A 16484-nucleotide genomic window follows, 5' to 3' on the forward strand; every position below is an offset into this window, starting at 1 on the left:
AAAGGCTGGTTTCCTCCTGCTTTTCTTTCTGACGCGCCTTGAGGCGCAAGGCCAGATCAATCGGTTCGAGCGGGCTGTGGCATCGGCCCGCGTTCATAGACAAAGCCGGGTCCCGAGCCCCCGTTCCCTCGCCCGGCGCACCGCAAGGTCGGCCGCGGCGAGGTCGGCGAGCGCCGTGCCCGGAAAACAAAAGCCGAGCCGCTCGTCGCCATTCGCCCGCCCGAACTCGCCGGTGGCCAGCCCGGCGAAATCGCCTGCAAAGACCATCCTGGCCAGGTGCGGCTCCGCCTCGGCGCGCAGGGCCGTGGACGGGCCGTCGTCGGTGAACATACGGTCGAAGGCGGCAAGGCCCCCGTCCAGCCAGGCGGCACCGTGATCCACCAGGAAGGCGGTGCTCCCCGGGGAAAGCTTCGCCGCGTCGATGAAGGGGGCGACGGCCGGGACGCTGGAAACGAGGAGGTCGCTCGCGGCCAGCACCTCGTCGGCCGTGGTCGCCACCTCCGCCTCGATGCCCATCGCGGCGGCCGTCCTCGCCAGCGCGGCGATGTTCTTCTCCCCGCGCCCGAAAAGCACGAGGCGCTGCAAGGGGAAGGCCTCGGCAAACGCCTCAAGATGGGCGCGGGCCTGGGCCCCGCAGCCGACGAGGCCGAGCGTTCCGGCATCCGGTTTGGCCAGATGGCGGGCCGCCAGGAGGCTCGTCGCGGCCGTGCGCCGGGTCGTCAGCTCCGCCGCGCTGAGCACCGCACGCGGCTCGCCGCTTTCGTCGTCGCACAGGATCATCAGGCCGAGATAGGCCGGAAGACCGCGCGCCGCATTCTCGCTGCCGTGTGCCAGCCATTTCAGGCCGCCCGCCAGCCCCGATGCTGCGGCGGGCATGGCGAAAAAATCGGCCCCGTCGGCGCGCCGGATGATGCTTTTCGGCGGCAGTTCCACCGCACCCTGCGAGCGCAGCGCGAAGGCGGCCGCGATCGCGTCGGCGATGTCGCAGGCGGAAAGATCGAGCGCGCGCAGATCGTCGCTGCCGAGATAAAGAAAATGGGAAGCTGCCATGGCCGGCCCGGCTTCCGTTCTCATGCGGGCATCTGCGTCCATATCACTGCCGTTTCGGCGCCGTCACGAGCAGATCCCTTGGGGTCCGGTTTGGATTCCCGGCGCTGTTTACAGGCCCAAAGCTATCATATACCGAATTGTATTCAAGCCTGTGTTCTATGCGGTCTCCGGCCTCGCCGGCCGAACGAGGAGCAAATTCCATGTCACGGACGGTCGTCATCGGCGCCGGTGTCGTCGGCGCGCTCAGCGCCATCGAGCTCCTGCGCCACGGTCACAAGGTCACGATCGTCGAGCCGGAAGATCCGGGCGGCGAGCAGGCCGCAAGCTACGGCAACGGCTGCTGGCTCTCCTCCCATTCCGTCATTCCGACGAGCGAGCCGGGCATCTGGAAAAAGGTGCCCGGCTATCTCTCCGATCCGCGCGGGCCGCTTTCCATCCGGCCCGGCTACCTGCCGCAGGCGGCGCCATGGCTGCTGCGCTTCATCAAGGCCGGCGGCACCGAGGCGCGCATGCGCCGGATTGCGGCAAGCCTGCGCAGCCTGACGGCCGGCGCGCCCCAACTCCACGCCGATGTCGCCGCCGAGGCCGGCATCGCCGACCTGATCGACGCGACATCGGGGCTGATGCATGTCTACTCCTCCCGGCAGGCCTTCGAGAAGGAGCGCCTCGGCTGGGAGATCCGCCGCTCGCTCGGCATCGGCTGGGAGGAACTGGAGGGCGAGGCGCTGCGCCGCATCCAGCCGGATCTCGACCGGAGCTTCTCCTTCGGCGTCCTCGTTCCGGAGGCCGGCCATTGCCGCGCTCCGGGCCGCTATGTCGCCGGCCTCGTCGCTCATGCCGTGGCGCGCGGGGCCGAACTCGTCACGTCGCATGCGCGCGACTTCGAGATCGAGAACGGGCGGCTGCGCGCCGTGAAGACCGACCGCGACACGATCGCCTGCAGCGCGGCCGTGATCAGCGCCGGCATCCATTCCAGGCCGCTTGCGGCGCGCGCGGGGGACCGCCTGCCGCTCGAGAGCGAGCGCGGCTACCATGCCGAGATCGACGACCCGGAGGTCGCCCCTGCCCTGCCGATCATGGCGAACGAGCACAAGTTCGTCGCCATCCGCACGCTCGGCGGCCTGCGCGCCGCAGGCCAGGTGGAGATCGGCGGCCTCAAGGCGCCGCCCAACTGGAACCGCACCGCCATCCTCCTGGAGCGTCTGCAGGCGCTGTTCCCGGACCTGCCGAGGAAGCTCGCCCCGGAACGCGTCCGCACCTGGATGGGACATCGGCCGAGCCTGCCGGACGGCCTGCCCGCCATCGGCCACGCCTCCGCCACGCCCGACATCGTGCATGCCTTCGGGCACGGGCATATCGGCCTCGTCAGCTCGGCAAGAACCAGCCGGCTGGTGGCCCAGCTCGTCTCGCGCGATGCGTGCGAGATCGACATAGCCCGGTTCTCGCCGACCCGCTTCCGCTGAGGGTGAGACCGGCCAGGCAGCGGGGCGGTGCCTGCTCGCCTGCCGGTTCGCCATGCATCGCCTAGCTGGCGAGCGGCTCCAGCGCGTCGTAGTCCGAGCAGTCGCGATGGCTGGCGGCCGGATCGACCTTGACGTCGACCACCACCGGTCCACCCATCCTGTGCGCCTCCTCCAGCGCATCCCGAACCTGGTCGGGCTCCGTCACGGTCAGGCCCTTGCCGCCGAGGCCCTCGGCCACCTTGGTGAAGTCGTGATCGCCGAAATCGACGGCGATCTTCCGGTTGCCGAGATTGTCGCGCACCATGCCGAGGCCGGCATTGTTGGCCACTACGTAGACGACGTCGAGATTGTTCTCGGCCGCCGTCGCCACGGCGTCCATGGTCATGACGAAACCGCCATCGCCAATGACGCCGGTCACCCGGTTGCCCGGACGATTGATCTTCACCGCCGTCGCCGCCGGGGTGCTCCAGCCCATGCCGCCGAGGCCGCCGGGCGCGACGAGCTGGTTCGGCGTGCGCAGGCAAAGCCGCGTCGTCGCCCAGATGCGGTTGGTGCCGGCATCCATGGTGAGGAGGTCGCCCGGGGAGAGAAAGCCGTCGAGGCCGCGCATGATGTCGGCGTAGTGGACGGTTCCCGGCCGCGCGGGAATCGTCTCGATGACGCCGTAGCCGTTCTTCACCTTGATCTCGGCGAGGCCGGCCAGGCGCTTTTCTCGCCCGCTCGAATCGATCGCCTCGCGGGAAAGCATCTCCACCACCTCGGCCGCATCGCCGGTGATGGCGAGATCGACCGGATAGACCCAGCCGGCGTTGCGCGCATCGATATCGACCTGCACCAGCGTCTGCTCGCCCGGACGGATCATCTCCGCATCGCGGAAGCGGGTATATTCGGCCCCCATGCTGCAGCCGAGCATGACGACGAGATCGGCCGCCTGCAGCGCCCGGTTGGAGGCCTTCGTGCCCCAGGTGCCGATCATGCCGACGGCGACGGGCGAGGTTTCGTCGATGACGCCCTTGCCGTGATAGCTGGAGGCGACGCCGATGCCGTTCGCCTCGGCGAAGGCCTGTAGCGCCGGGCCGCAGCGGCTCATATAAACGCCGTTGCCGGCGACGATGATCGGCCGCTCCGCCCTGGCGATCAGCTCTGCCAGGCGGGAAACCGCGGCGGCGTCCGCATGGGTCGGCGAGGCGGCGAGATAGCCGCCGGTCGGGTAAAGACGGGCCCGCGGGCTTTCGGGCAGTTCCTTCTGGATGATGTCGGACTTCATGATGACCGCGGCCGGACCCTGGCGCGGCGCGGCCGCGTGCTTCATGGCGAGCTGCATGCCGTAGACGGCTTCCTGCGGCTGGGTGGCGTAGGTGGCGAACTTGGTCATGGTCTTCATCACGGCGAAGGCGTCGGCCGCGCCGTAATCGCCGGTCATCGTCTGGTAGACGCCGTACTGGGCGAAGCCGTCGTAGCAGGAGGTGTCGGTGAGGATGACCATGGGCGAGCCGGAGAAATAGGCCTCCAGGATGCCGAAGGCGCCGGTGGTGGTGGAGAAGGGGCCCTGCGCCATCAGAAGGCCGGGGCGGCCGGTCAGCTTGCCCGTCACCTGCGCCATCACAGACGCGCATTGCTCGGAGCGCGCCAGAACGACCTCGAAGTCCGAGCGGCGCTCGTCGAAGGCACGCAGCGACCAGGTGATGCCGAGGCCAGGGAGGGTGAAGCCGCGCGTGATGCCGCCCTCGATCATGGTGCTCAGCACCGCCTCATTGGTCTTCATGCTTCTCTCCCTTCAGCACCATGCTCTTGCGCATGGAAAATAATGGAACATAATTCTGTTCAATGAAACATTCACCGCCCCTTTGGCAAGAGAGCGCCGGCCCCGTCGCATGGGAAATCTCGCCGCCGGCGCTATAGTGGAAGCCATGCCAGCGCCCGATTCGAAGACCGCATCGCGCCCGAGAGGACGCCCACGCCAGGGCGCCGCGCCCGGGCATGCCGACGACACGCCGGCCGAGTCGCCCGCCGTCGGTACGCTGGCGCGCGGCCTTGCGGTCCTGCGCTGCTTTCGCGCCGAGGACAGGGTCATCGGCACGCAGGAAATCGCCCGCCGCACCGAGCTGCCGAAGGCCACGGTCTCGCGCCTTGCCGCCACGCTCGCCGAGCTCGGCTATCTCCGCTTCGTGCCGGAGGTCGGCAAGTATGCGCTCTCCAGCCAGGTGCTGACGCTCGGCTATGCCGCCCTCGGACGCACCGGCCTCGGCGAGTTTGCCCGGCCCTTCATCGAGGAGCTGATCTCCACCGGCGACTGCGCCGTTGCCATCTCCATTCGCGACGACCTCGACATGATGTTCGTGGAGCTCGCCCGCCGGCCGAGCGCCATCCTCCTCAACCTCACGGTCGGAGCGCGCATCCCGATGCTGTGGAGCGCGCCGGGCAGAGCCTATCTCGCCGGCATCGAGGAAGGGGAGCGCGAGCGTCTCCTGGAACGCCTCGCCGCGCGCGAGGGGGCGGGCTGGCCGCAGGCGAAGAAGACGGTCGAGGAGGCCATCGAACGGGCACGGCGACAGGGTTTTGCCGATGCCATCGGCAGCTGGCGTCCCGAGCACAACGCCATCGGAACGGTGCTGCGCGATCCGACGACGGGCGAGATCTACACGCTCAGCCTCGGCGGGCTCGCCTCGGGCCTGCCGCGCGAGCGACTGATGGCGGAGTTCGCCCCGCGTCTTCTGGCAGCGGCCGAGACGATCAATTCCCGCCTCTCAGGCCTCGTCTGAGGCCTCCTGCGCGCGCCGGCGGGCCCTTGCCCTCATGTCGCGCAGCAACGGCCAGACGAGAAAGAGAAGCGTCAGGACGAACAGCGCAAGCGCGATCGGCCGCTCGAAGAAGGCGAGGAAATCGCCGCGGGTGATGAGCAATCCCTGGCGCAGCGACTGTTCGATCATCGGCCCCAGAACCATGCCGATGACCATCGGCGCGACGGGAAAGCCGGTGAAGCGCATACCGGCTCCCACCAGCCCCGCCGCGAGGGCCACCCAGATGTCGAGCATGTTGCCGCGCACGCCATAGGCGCCGATCATCGCAATGACGATGACGAGGGCGATCAGGAGCGGCTCGGGGATGCGCAGGACGCGGGTGAAGGCCTGCGCGCCGAGCGCGCCGGTGGCAAACATCACGAGGTTCACCAGCACCAGCACCATGAAGATCGCGTAGACGAGCTCGATATGGTTGTTGAAGAGCTGCGGGCCGGGCGTAACCCCCTGGATGATGAGCGCGCCGAGCATCACCGCCGTCACCGGATCGCCGGGAATGCCGAGGGCGAGCGTCGGTACGAGCGCGCTGCCGGTGACGGCATTGTTGGCGCTTTCGCAGGCAATCAGCCCGTCCGGCTCGCCTGTGCCGAACTTGTCGCCGCGCGGAGAAGACCGGCGCGCTTCCGAATAGGCGAGAAAGGCCGCGGTGGCGGCGCCCGTGCCGGGCAGGGCGCCGACGAAGGAGCCGATGAGCGAGGAGCGCAGCAGCACGCCGATCCGGGGCTTCCAGTCCCGCAGCGGCGGCAGCCGGAAACCGACACGAAAGGTCGCCGTGTTCTCCGGCCGCCAGCGCTCTTTCGCCCGCACGAACATCTCCCCGAGGGCGAAGAGCCCGACGACGGCGGGGATCAGCTCGATGCCGGCCGACATCTCGAAGCTGCCGAAGGTGAAACGCAGGTCGCCGGTGATGGGATCGGTGCCGACCGTGGCGACGGCGAGGCCGGCGAGGCCCGAAAGGAGCCCCTTGGCCATCGCGCCACGCGAGACGTTGGCGATGCAGGTGAGGGCGAAGATGCCGAGGGCGAAATATTCAATCGGCGTGAAGTTGAGCGAGAAGGCCGCCAGATAGGGCGCCGCGATAATGAGGACGAGGACGGAGAACAGGCCTCCCAAGGTGGAGGCGGCCGTCACCCAGCCAATGGCGAGATCCGCCTCGCCCCGCGCCGCCATCGGATAGCCGTCGAGTGCCGTCGCGGCCGCCTGCGGCGTGCCGGGCGTGTTGAGGACGATCGCCGTGATCGAGCCGCCGTAGACCGAGCCGCAATAGACGCCCAGCATCAGGGCGATCGCGGGCACCTGCGGCATGGTGAAGGTGAAGGGCAGCACCATGGTGACGCCCACGACGGAGCCGAGGCCCGGCAGCACGCCGACGATAACGCCGACGATCGTGCCGGCGACGATGGCAAGAAGGCTCAACGGCGTCAGCGCGTCGGCCAGCCCGCTCAGGATGAGGTCCATCTGCTACCCGCTAGAATGAATTGAACCAGGGAGAGCCCGGAAGGATGATCAGGAGCACCTCCTGGAAGAGGTACCAGACCGCGACCGAGTAGAACGCGGCGACCGGCAGGACGACGACGATGCGCCGGTAGCCGAGCATCAGGCTGGCGGCGAGAACGAAGAGAAAGCTTGAGAAGAGAAAGCCGATGAGGCCGATCCCGGCGCCGTAAAGCACCGTGACGAGGATGATGCCCACAACCCGGCCGGCCGTGGAGACATCGACCTTTTCAGCGCTGCCGCGAAGGCTCTCCACCGCGACGAGGATACCCAGCGCGACCATCGCTCCGAGGACGATCCGCGGAAAGAAGGTCGGCCCCATGGCGTGGCTCATCAGGCTGAGCTGGTACTCTTCCCGAAACGATTCCGTGAAGAGAACGACGGCCGCGCCGATGAAGAAAGCGGTCATCAGAAGCGGGCCTATGCGGCCCGAAAGCTTGCTCATGCGCGCAGCCTCCCGTTACTGCCCAACCTTATGCGCGGCCCGGCCCTGATGCGCCGCCTGCCCGGCCGGGGATACGGCCGGGCGATGAGGATGGAAAAGGCCTATTTCGGCTCGAAGCCGGCCTCTTTCAGCAGCTGCCTGTTCTGCTCGTAGCGCTGATGGACGAAGGCGCCGAATTCCTTGGCGTCCATATAGGCGACGGGCTGGCCGAGCTTGTTCATGTGCGCCTGGAAGGGTTCCGATTCGATCGCCTGGTGGCAGGCATCGTCGAGCTGGGCTACCGTCTCGGCAGGGGTGCCCTTGGGCGCGACGAGACCGCCCCAGATGGGGAAATCGAGATCGAAGCCCTGCTCCTTGGCGGTGGCGAGGTCGGGCATGCCCTCCAGCCGCTCGCCCTGCAGGATCGCCAGCGACTTGATCTGGTCGCGGTTGCTGGAGAGGAACGAGATGTGCGGCACGAAGATGTCCGCCGTGCCGTCGAGGAGGGCCTTCAGAGCCGGCCCGTCGCCGTTCACCGGCAGGTAGGTCATCTCGATCCCGGCTTCCTCGGCAAGCGCGAGGCCCGCAATGTGGGGTATGGAGCCGATCGCCTGCACGGCGAAGGTCAGCTTGCCCGGGTTCTCCTTGCCGTAGGCGATGAGGTCGTCGAGCGTCTTGAAGGGCGAATCCTTGCGCACCGCGATCGATGTCGGCGCCGAATAGGCGAGACAGACATATTCGAAGGAATCGACGTCGTAGGGCAGCTTGCGCAGATGCGGCTGCGTGGTCAGCGGGCCGACCGGGGCCATGCCAAGCGTGTAGCCGTCGGGCTTGGCCCGTCCCGCCTCGGCGACACCGATCGTGCCGCCGGCGCCGGCCGTGTTCTTCACCACGATCTCGCCGCCCAGCGCCTTTGCCATCGGCTGCTGCATGGTGCGCGTCGTGATGTCGGTGCCGCCGCCGGCCGCAAAGGGCACGACGATGGTGACGGGCCGGTCCGGAAAGGCCTGCGCCGGAGCCGAAAGGCCCGCGAGCGAGATTACGGCGGCCGCCAGAGCGGCGGACATCGTCCTGCTGGGTTTCATCTGAGTTCCTCCCTTATTAAGCCTTGACGCGGAGTAGTTCCGCTGATTGGATTTATGTTCCATTTTATGAGCCTCGAAGAAAGATGCAAATCGAAAATCGGGAGGAAGAGCTCGGACCGGAGATGCCGAAAGAAAAATGTCGGCGGTTCGAGGGAAAGGCCGCGCTGGTCACGGCAGGCGCCAAGGGCCTCGGACGCGAGGTCGCCAGCCGGCTCGCCCATGAAGGCGCGCGCGTCGTCATCTGGGACAACGACGCGGAGGCGCTCGATTCCTGCCGCGCCGAAACGGACCCCGAGCGGCTGCACTGGATCGCGACCGACCTTCTCGATGCCGGCGCCATCGAGGCCGCCTTCAAAGAGACCCGCGCCGCTTTCGGTCCACTCGACATCCTGGTCAACAACGCCGGCGGCTCGCTGCACACCCCGCAGGCCTTCCTGGAAGAGAGCGAGGAGGACTGGGCCCGGGTCATGGGCCTCAACCTCGACGCCGCCCGCCGCACCGCCCGCCTCGTCCTGCCCGGCATGATGGAGCGGGGCTACGGTCGCATCGTCAATATGGGCTCCAAGGCCGGGCGCTTCGGCTCCTTCTTCGCCGGCGCCAACTACGCCGCCTCCAAGGGGGCCGTGCAGGCGCTCACCCTGCAATGGGCGCAGGAATACGGCCGCCACGGCATCACCTGCAACGCCGTCTGCCCGGGCGCCATCCTGACGGAGCGGGTCGACCGGCTTCTCTCCGAGCGCAAGACGCCGGAAGAGCGCAAGGAGATGCTCGCCGGCATTCCCGTCGGCCGCCACGGGCGTGTGGAAGACGTCGCCGCCGCCGTGTGTTTCCTCGCGGCCGAGGAGGCCGGTTTCGTCACCGGCGTGATGCTGGACGTCAATGGCGGCCAGGCAATGGTGGCCTGAGGATGGAAGGCGCGCACGACACGCAGAGCCTCGGCCCGGTCCTCGTCACCGGCGCGACCGGCTTCCTCGGGGCATGGCTGATCGCCGCCCTCCTGGAGCGGGGGGAAACGGTGCATGCGCTCGACATCGTGGAGGACCGGCGGCTTCTCCTCGACCTTGCCGGCCAGGAACGAGCCGGCGAAGTCGCATGGGCGGTCGCGGACGTGACGGACGCCGCGCAGGTGGAGAAGGCCGTCGCCCGGGCGGGCGCACGCGCCGTCGTGCATCTGGCGGCGCTGACGATCCCGCCCTGCCGCGAGGATCCGGCGCGCGGCGTCGCCGTCAACGTCATCGGCCATGTCAACGTGCTGGAGGCGGCGCGCCGGAACGGCGCCGAGACGGTGCTCTATACCAGCTCCGCGGCTTCCCATCCGCGCGGCCCTCTCAACGCGCCGGCCAATGTCTACGGCGTGACCAAGCGCGCCGTGGAGGACATCTCCAAGGTCTATTTCCTCGATCACGGCCTTGCCACGATCGGCCTCAGACCGAACGTCGTCTACGGCCTCGGCCGCGCCGCCGGGGAAACCGCGGCGATCTCGGAAGCGATCCGGGCCGCGGCGGAGGGCCGACGCTACACCATCCCCTACGCCAGCAGCATGTGCTTCCAGTATGTGGAAGAGGTCGTGGAGGTGATGCTGCGCTGCCTGGCGGCCCGTCCCGATGGGCCGATCGTCTCCGACATCACCGTGGAGCAGGAAACGGTCGACGATCTGCTCGCCGCAATCCGCGCCGTCGAGCCGGGTGCACAGGTCGACCGGGCCGACAGACACCGGCCCTCCCCCGACGTGCCGCTCGACGACGCGCCCCTGAGGGCGCTGATCGGCACCTGGCGGCATGTCCCGCTCGAGGAAGGCGTCCGCCGCACCATCGAGCGCCACCGCGCGCGCCTGGAAACGGCGGCATGAGCTGCGTCGACGTCGTGGTGGAACGGGCGCACATCCTCGGCGAGTGCCCGCTCTGGGACCACCGCGAGGGGCGGCTTCTTTGGATCGACTGCCTCGGCCAGAGCGTGCACGGCCTCGACCTCGACAGCGGCGAAGAGAGCCGCCTCGATCTTGAAACGCGCATCGGCTCGATCGGCCTTCGCCGCGCAGGCGGGCTGATCGCCGCCACCAAGCAAGGCTTCGCCGCGCTCGACCCTGTCAGCGGCGCGCTGCAGCTCCTCATGCCGGTCGAGGCCGCCATGCCGGGCAACCGCCTGAACGACGGCAAATGCGACCGCGCCGGACGCTACTGGTGCGGTTCCATGAACGAGACCTTCGCCGGACCGACCGGCTCGCTCTATCGCCTCGGCGCCGATCTCCGCCTGGAGCGGCTTTTCGGCGGTGTCGTCGTCTCCAACGGCATCGCCTTCAGCCCGGATGACGCGCGCATGTATTTCGCCGATTCCCGCCGCGAGGTGGTCTACGCCTTCGACTTCGACCTTGCCGCCGGCACGATCTCCAACCGGCGCGTCTTCATCGACTTTGCCGGCGCCGGCATCGGCCGGGCCGACGGCGCCACGGTCGACGCGGAAGGCAATTACTGGTGCGCTCTCGTCTTCGGCGGAGCCGTGGGCTGCTTTGCCCCCGATGGCCGGCTCCTGGAAAAGATCGCGCTGCCCGTCACGCACCCGACCATGTGCGCCTTCGGCGGGCCCGACCTCGACATCCTATTCGTGACGAGCGCCACATGCCTCGCCGACGGCCCGGAAACGGAGCCTCTGGCCGGCGCTCTCTTCGCCATTTCCGGCACGGGCGCACGCGGACTGCCCGAGCCGCAATTCGCCGGCTGACGACGCCGGCACACCAACAATAATCCGCGACGGAGGAACGACGATGACCCTGGCAAGGAACCTTCATGCCGCAAGGAGAGGGCTCGCCGCCCTGGCTCTCCTGGCGCTCGGCTACACCCTGGCGCCGGCACCCGCAAAAGCCGCCGACGTGACCATCAGGATCGGCCAGTGCTGCGCCCCCGAACAGGCCTACGGCGTCTACGCCCACGGCTTTGCCGACAAGATGGAGAAGGCCTCGGACGGCCGGATCAAGGTCGAGGTCCTCGACGGCGGCGTCATGGGCAGCGAGCAGGAGATGGCCCAGCAGGTGCAGCTCGGCACCCTGCAGATGGGCGCCATCACCTCCAACAACGTCGCCCAGCTCGCCCCCTCGCTCAACGTCCTGGTGCTGCCCTACCTCAACTCCAGCATGGAGGAGCTGGTCGGCGATGGCGGCCTGTTGCGGCCGGGCCCCTACCGCGACGAGCTCAACAAGCGCGTACTCGCCGAATCCGGCTCGGTGCAGATCATCGGCGGCTACACCAACAGCTTCCGCAAGCTCTTCACCCGCAACACCTGCGTGGAGACGCTCGGCGATCTTCAGGGCCTGAAGATCCGCATCCCGAAGAACCCGGTGATGGAAAAGATGTGGGCCGCATGGGGCGTCTCGACCTACCCGATCGCCTGGTCCGAGACCTTCGGCGCCATCCAGCAGGGCGTGGTCGACGCCTTCGACAGCCCGCTCGATGTGATTCCGCGCATGGGCTACTACGAGCACATCAACTACGTCATCGACACGCACTACCTGCCCCAGGCGGCGCTGCTGATCGTCAACAAGCCGTGGCTCGACAGCCTCTCGCAGGAAGACCGCGACCTCATCATGAAGATCGCCGACGAGAACGACGTCTGGCACTACAACTGGGTCAAGAACGACCAGGAGACGCTGAAGAATAACCTGATCTCCGAGCACGGCACGACCTTCTGCGAGCTGAAGGACGCCGACGAGTGGAAGAAGAAGGCCCAGGCGATCTGGCCGGAACTCTATTCGCTCGTGGGCGGCGGCAAGGACTGGGTCGACACGACGCTGCACTACAAGGAAACGGGCGAGATGGCGAACTGAACGGTTCTTTGGCAATGGCCGGCGGCTCTCAGCCGCCGCCGGCCGCAACCGGGAGGAGGCCGCGTTCATGAAAGCCGCCCGTCTGCTTGAGCAGGCCGAGCTGTGGATTTCCAATCTGTGCCTGGCCGGCCTCGTCGTCGTGCTCGCGCTGCAGGTCTTCTTCCGCTACGGGCTGGAACTCGGCCTGTCGTGGAGCGAGGAGGTCTCGCGCTTCCTCTTCATCTGGTTCGTCTACATCTCCGCCAGCCTCGCCGCGCGCGCCGGCACGCATGTGCGCGTCACGGCCTTCGTGGAAATGCTGCCGCGGGCGGCCAGCCGCGCGACCAAGGTCGCCGCCGACCTCGTCTGGATCGCCTTCAACGCGATCGTCGTCGTCTCGGGAGTGCTCCTGTTCTGGCGCATGCTGCAATACCCGGTCTACTCCACCTCGCTGCTCCTGCCGCTCTCCTGGATCTACCTCGTGATCCCGCTCGCGCATCTGATGATGATCGCGCGCATCCTGCAGCGGCTCGGCCGCTGGGACGACCCGGCGAGTTCGGCGGTCGCAGCACGCTCGGGCGAGGGCTAGGGCATCCCATGCTGATCGGCGTCACCCTCATCGTCAGCCTTCTGATCGGCGTGCCGATCTTCGCCGCGCTCGGCGTCGCGGCGATGACCGATTTCCTGCTGTCGCCGATCCCGCTGGCGACGCTGGCGCACAGCCTCTTTTCCGGCGTCGACAAGTTTCCGCTGATCGCCATCCCCTGCTTCGTGCTGGCCGGCTCGATCATGACGCGCGCCGGCATCACCGAGGACATCGTCCGCGTCATGCGCATCGCCGTCGGGCGCGCGCCCGGCGGGCTCGCCGTCGTCACCATCCTTTCGTGCATGTTCTTCGCCGCCATCTCGGGCTCCGGCCCCGGAACGGTGGCGGCGATCGGCGGGCTCCTCATCCCGGCCATGGCCGCCCAGGGCTACGACCGGGGCTTTGCCGCGGCCGTCGCCTCGGCGGGCGGCACGCTCGGCATCCTCATTCCGCCCAGCAACCCGATGATCATCTACGGCGTGCTGGCCGGTGTCTCCATCGGCGACCTGTTCATCGCCGGCCTCCTGCCGGGCCTGCTCATCGGGCTCGCCCTGATGGCGACGGCCGTCGGCATCTCGGCCCTGCGCGGCTATCGCGGCCAGGAAGAAGGCTTCGACGCCAGGAGCCTGTGGCGCGCCATTTTCACCGGCATCCCCTCGCTGCTCGCCCCGGCCGTCGTTCTCGGCGGCATCTATCTCGGCATCTTCACGCCGGTGGAGGCCGCCGTCGTCGCCGTGCTCTATGCGCTGCTCGTCGGCATTCTGGTGAAGCGCAGCATCGGCCTGCGACAGATCTGGGCGTCGCTGTCGGAGACGAGCGCCATCTGCGGCGGGCTGATCCTCATCATGGGCACCGCCATCTTCTTCGGCCAGTTCATGGCGCTGAACCAGGTGCCGCAATCGCTGGCGGCGGCGCTGCTGGCGATCACCGACAATCCGGTGACGATGCTCCTGTTGATCTCGGCGATGCTGCTGGTGCTCGGCACCTTCATGGAGACCCTGTCGACGATCATCATCCTGACGCCGATCCTGCTGCCTCTGGTGAAGAAGCTCGGGATCGACCCGATCCATTTCGGCATCATCCTGGTGGTCACCAGCGAGGTCGGCTTCCTGACGCCGCCGCTCGGGGTCAACCTTTTCGTCGCCTCCGGCCTGTCGGGCGTGAAGCTGGAGACGCTGGCGCGCCGGGTCATCCCGTTCCTGGTGGTGCTGGTCGCTGCCCTCCTCGTCATCCTGCTGGTGCCGTGGCTCAGCCTGGCGCTGATCCGATAAGGGCCGGACGGCAATGCCGTCCGGCCCTCTGTCTGCTCTTCCGCTTCGCCCCGGAAACTGCCGGGGCGCCGGGCTCAGATTTCCTTCAGCGTCCTGCGGATGACGTCGACGATCTCGTCGACATGGCTCTTCTCGGCGACGAGGGCCGGGGCGACGATGGCGGTGTCGCCGGTGAACTTCACGTGGCAGCCGTTCCAGAAGAGCTTCTTCTGCAGCTCCGTGCCGCGCGTGCCCGGCGCGCCGGAGGGATGCACCTCCACGCCCGCCATCAGGCCGAGGCCGCGGATATCGCGGACGATGTCGAGATCCTTCAGCCCATAGATGGCGTCGAGGAAATAGGTCTCGAGTTCGGCGGCGCGCTCGAAGAGACCCTCGCGCTCATAGATGTCGAGGGTCGCCAGTCCCGCCGCACAGGCGACCGGATGGGCCGAATAGGTGTAGCCGTGGAAGAACTCGATGGCGTTCTCGGGCGAGGCCTCGATGATGGCCGAATAGACCTCCTCGCGGGCCGCCACGGCGCCCATCGGGATCGAGCCGTTGGTAAGGGCCTTGGCCATGGTCATCAGGTCCGGCTTCACGCCGAAGCGCTGGGCGGCGAAGGGCGTTCCGAGGCGGCCGAAGCCGGTGATGACCTCGTCGAAAACCAGAAGGATGCCGTTGGCATCGCAGATCTCCCTCAGCCGCTCCAGGTAGCCCTTCGGCGGCACCAGCGTGCCCGTCGAGCCGGCGATCGGCTCCACGAAGACGGCAGCGATGGTCGAGCCGCCATACATGTCGCAGAAGCGCTGCAGGTCGTCGGCAAGCTCCGCGCCCTTCTCCGGCTGGCCGCGGGTGAAGGGTGCGTCGGCGTCCCAGGTGTGGCGCATGGCGACGACATTGGGGATGACGCCCGGAAAGGTCTCACGGTTCTTCACCATGCCCGACAGCGACACGCCGCCGATATTGACGCCGTGATAGGCGCGCTCGCGGGTGACGAAGCGCAGGCGCTGGCCGTCGCCGCGGGCGCGGTGATAGGCCATCACCATCTTCAGCGCCGTGTCGATCGCCTCCGAGCCGGAATTGACGAAGAAGACATGGTTGAAGCCGTCCGGGAGGATACGCGTCAGCTTGTTGGCGAGCGCGAAGGAGCCGGGATGGCCGAGCTGGAAATGCGGCGAATAATCGTTCTGCAGCATCTGGGCATGCACGGCATCGGCGATCTCGCGCCGGCCGTGGCCGGCCGCCACGTTGAACAGGCTCGATGAGCCGTCGACGATCTTGCCGCCCTTGTGATCCCACAGATACATGCCCTCGCTCTTGACGACGAGGCGCGGCGAATTCTGGAAGTCACGGTTGGCCGTGAACGGCATCCAGTGCTCGGCGAGCGAGTTGGTGGCGAACTTCTGCAGCGGCTCGGCGAGCATCGACATCTGCCTGATCCTTTTGGTGGAACCTTCTGCCGGAGCTTAGGACCGCCCTTGGCGCAAATTCTTGCGCCAGAGCGGGCCGTGCCGGAGGGCCAGAGTTTAGCGGTTCAGCGGTCGATCCTCGACAGCTGGGCTTCGTTGTAGCGGGCGCCGGCGATTTCGATCGCGGCCAGCGCCTCGTCGATCCTTTGAACATCCGCCTCGGTCATTTCAACCTCGACGGCACCCAGATTTTCTTCCAGCCGATGAAGCTTCTTGGTGCCGGGGATCGGCACGATGAAGGGCTTTTGCGCCAAAAGCCAGGCGAGCGCGATCTGCGCGCGGGTGACGCCCTTGGCGTCGGCGATCGCACCAATCGCGTCGATCAGCCCGCGGTTCGCCCGGCGGTTCTCTTCGGTGAAGCGCGGCACGTTGTGACGGAAATCCGCCTTGCCGAACTCCGTCTTTTCATCGATCGCGCCCGTGAGGAAGCCCCTGCCGAGCGGGCTGAAGGGAACGAAGCCGATGCCGAGTTCCTCCAGCGTCGGAAAAATCTCTTCCTCCGGCTCGCGCCACCACAGCGAATATTCGCTCTGCAGCGCGGTCACGGGCTGAACGGCATGGGCCCTGCGAATGGTGCCGGTGCCGGCCTCCGACAGGCCGAAATGGAGGACCTTCCCTTCCTCGATCAGCTCCTTCACCGTGCCGGCGACCTCCTCGATCGGCACGGATGGATCGACCCGATGCTGGTAGAAGATGTCGATCCGGTCGGTCCGGAGGCGCGCAAGGGATTCCTCGCAGACCTGCCGGATGCGCTCGGGCCGCGAATCCACCCCCTTGGCGGCATTGCCATCCTCGAAGCCGAACTTCGTGGCGATAACGACCTCGTCGCGAACAGGCTCGAACGCCTCGCCGAGGAGCTTCTCGTTCACGAACGGGCCGTAGGCCTCGGCCGTGTCGAAGAAGGTGACGCCCCGCTCATGCGCTCCGCGCAGGAACGCAACGCCCTCTTCGGGCTCGAGGCCCTGGCCGAGGCCGAAGCTGAGACCCATGCAGCCACAGCCGAGGGCGGAGACTTCAAGGCCGTTACCGAGCGTTCTCTTTTTCATGTTGGGATTCCTTGTTCTGCCGG

Annotated in this window: 15 protein-coding genes; 8 read left to right on the forward strand and 7 right to left on the reverse strand. The window is 67.6% G+C overall.

The genetic code is table 11. The annotated features are described in order from the left end of the window. Positions 1–93 precede the first annotated feature (93 nt). Positions 94–1050, reverse strand: a complete 957-nt coding sequence (locus CLD20_RS18025) for an ornithine cyclodeaminase family protein (RefSeq protein WP_224408059.1) — start codon at positions 1048–1050, stop codon at positions 94–96. A gap of 200 nt (positions 1051–1250) precedes the next feature. Between CLD20_RS18025 and CLD20_RS18030 the strand changes: the two genes are divergently transcribed. Then, positions 1251–2513 (forward strand): FAD-binding oxidoreductase, encoded by a 1263-nt coding sequence (locus CLD20_RS18030; RefSeq protein WP_224408060.1) that lies wholly within the window; start codon positions 1251–1253, stop codon positions 2511–2513. A gap of 61 nt (positions 2514–2574) precedes the next feature. On the opposite strand, the gene CLD20_RS18035 is transcribed toward CLD20_RS18030, so the two are convergent. Continuing rightward, the gene (locus tag CLD20_RS18035) at positions 2575–4278 is read right to left on the reverse strand and encodes a thiamine pyrophosphate-binding protein (protein WP_224408061.1); all 1704 of its coding nucleotides are present in this window, start codon (positions 4276–4278) and stop codon (positions 2575–2577) included. 145 nt (positions 4279–4423) lie between these two features. Here CLD20_RS18035 and CLD20_RS18040 point away from each other — a divergent pair, with 145 nt between their 5' ends. Then, the gene (locus CLD20_RS18040) at positions 4424–5275 is read left to right on the forward strand and encodes an IclR family transcriptional regulator (protein ID WP_224408062.1); all 852 of its coding nucleotides are present in this window, start codon (positions 4424–4426) and stop codon (positions 5273–5275) included. Here CLD20_RS18040 and CLD20_RS18045 read toward each other — a convergent pair. From CLD20_RS18045 to CLD20_RS18055, 3 genes are all read right to left on the reverse strand, one after another. Beyond that, positions 5261–6769 carry a tripartite tricarboxylate transporter permease gene (locus tag CLD20_RS18045; RefSeq protein WP_224408063.1) on the reverse strand — a complete coding sequence of 503 codons (1509 nt, stop codon included), beginning with the start codon at positions 6767–6769 and terminating at the stop codon, positions 5261–5263. The genes CLD20_RS18040 and CLD20_RS18045 overlap by 15 nt on opposite strands. Positions 6770–6779: 10 nt before the next feature. Continuing rightward, entirely contained in the window at positions 6780–7250 is a 471-nt protein-coding gene (locus CLD20_RS18050) for a tripartite tricarboxylate transporter TctB family protein (RefSeq protein WP_224408064.1), read from the reverse strand. A 101-nt stretch (positions 7251–7351) separates the two neighbouring features. Beyond that, positions 7352–8314, reverse strand: coding sequence for a tripartite tricarboxylate transporter substrate binding protein (locus tag CLD20_RS18055; RefSeq protein WP_224408065.1), 963 nt, complete (start codon positions 8312–8314; stop codon positions 7352–7354). 83 nt (positions 8315–8397) lie between these two features. Between CLD20_RS18055 and CLD20_RS18060 the strand changes: the two genes are divergently transcribed. The 6 genes from CLD20_RS18060 (at position 8398) to CLD20_RS18085 (ending at position 13967) form a co-directional block, all read left to right on the forward strand. Further along, positions 8398–9219: an SDR family NAD(P)-dependent oxidoreductase gene (locus tag CLD20_RS18060; protein WP_224408066.1), complete on the forward strand. Its 822-nt coding sequence runs from the start codon at positions 8398–8400 to the stop codon at positions 9217–9219. 2 nt (positions 9220–9221) lie between these two features. Beyond that, positions 9222–10163 (forward strand): NAD(P)-dependent oxidoreductase, encoded by a 942-nt coding sequence (locus CLD20_RS18065; RefSeq protein ID WP_224408067.1) that lies wholly within the window; start codon positions 9222–9224, stop codon positions 10161–10163. Next, positions 10160–11032 carry an SMP-30/gluconolactonase/LRE family protein gene (locus CLD20_RS18070; protein ID WP_224408068.1) on the forward strand — a complete coding sequence of 291 codons (873 nt, stop codon included), beginning with the start codon at positions 10160–10162 and terminating at the stop codon, positions 11030–11032. Before CLD20_RS18065 ends, CLD20_RS18070 begins: the two co-directional genes overlap by 4 nt. A 43-nt stretch (positions 11033–11075) precedes the next feature. Further along, positions 11076–12131 carry a TRAP transporter substrate-binding protein gene (locus CLD20_RS18075; RefSeq protein WP_224408069.1) on the forward strand — a complete coding sequence of 352 codons (1056 nt, stop codon included), beginning with the start codon at positions 11076–11078 and terminating at the stop codon, positions 12129–12131. 67 nt (positions 12132–12198) lie between these two features. Continuing rightward, entirely contained in the window at positions 12199–12699 is a 501-nt protein-coding gene (locus CLD20_RS18080; protein WP_224408070.1) for a TRAP transporter small permease, read from the forward strand. A gap of 8 nt (positions 12700–12707) precedes the next feature. Further along, a complete protein-coding gene (locus CLD20_RS18085) occupies positions 12708–13967 on the forward strand; it encodes a TRAP transporter large permease (RefSeq protein ID WP_224408071.1) in 1260 nt (419 codons plus the stop codon). A gap of 74 nt (positions 13968–14041) precedes the next feature. Here the strand turns inward: CLD20_RS18085 and CLD20_RS18090 are convergent, their stop codons facing one another. Continuing rightward, positions 14042–15376 (reverse strand): aspartate aminotransferase family protein, encoded by a 1335-nt coding sequence (locus CLD20_RS18090; RefSeq protein ID WP_224408072.1) that lies wholly within the window; start codon positions 15374–15376, stop codon positions 14042–14044. 104 nt (positions 15377–15480) lie between these two features. Next, the gene (locus tag CLD20_RS18095; protein ID WP_224408073.1) at positions 15481–16461 is read right to left on the reverse strand and encodes an aldo/keto reductase; all 981 of its coding nucleotides are present in this window, start codon (positions 16459–16461) and stop codon (positions 15481–15483) included. Positions 16462–16484 lie beyond the last annotated feature (23 nt).

The organism is Afifella sp. IM 167 (genome assembly GCF_020144925.1).
Classification (GTDB): Bacteria; Pseudomonadota; Alphaproteobacteria; order Rhizobiales; family Afifellaceae; genus Afifella.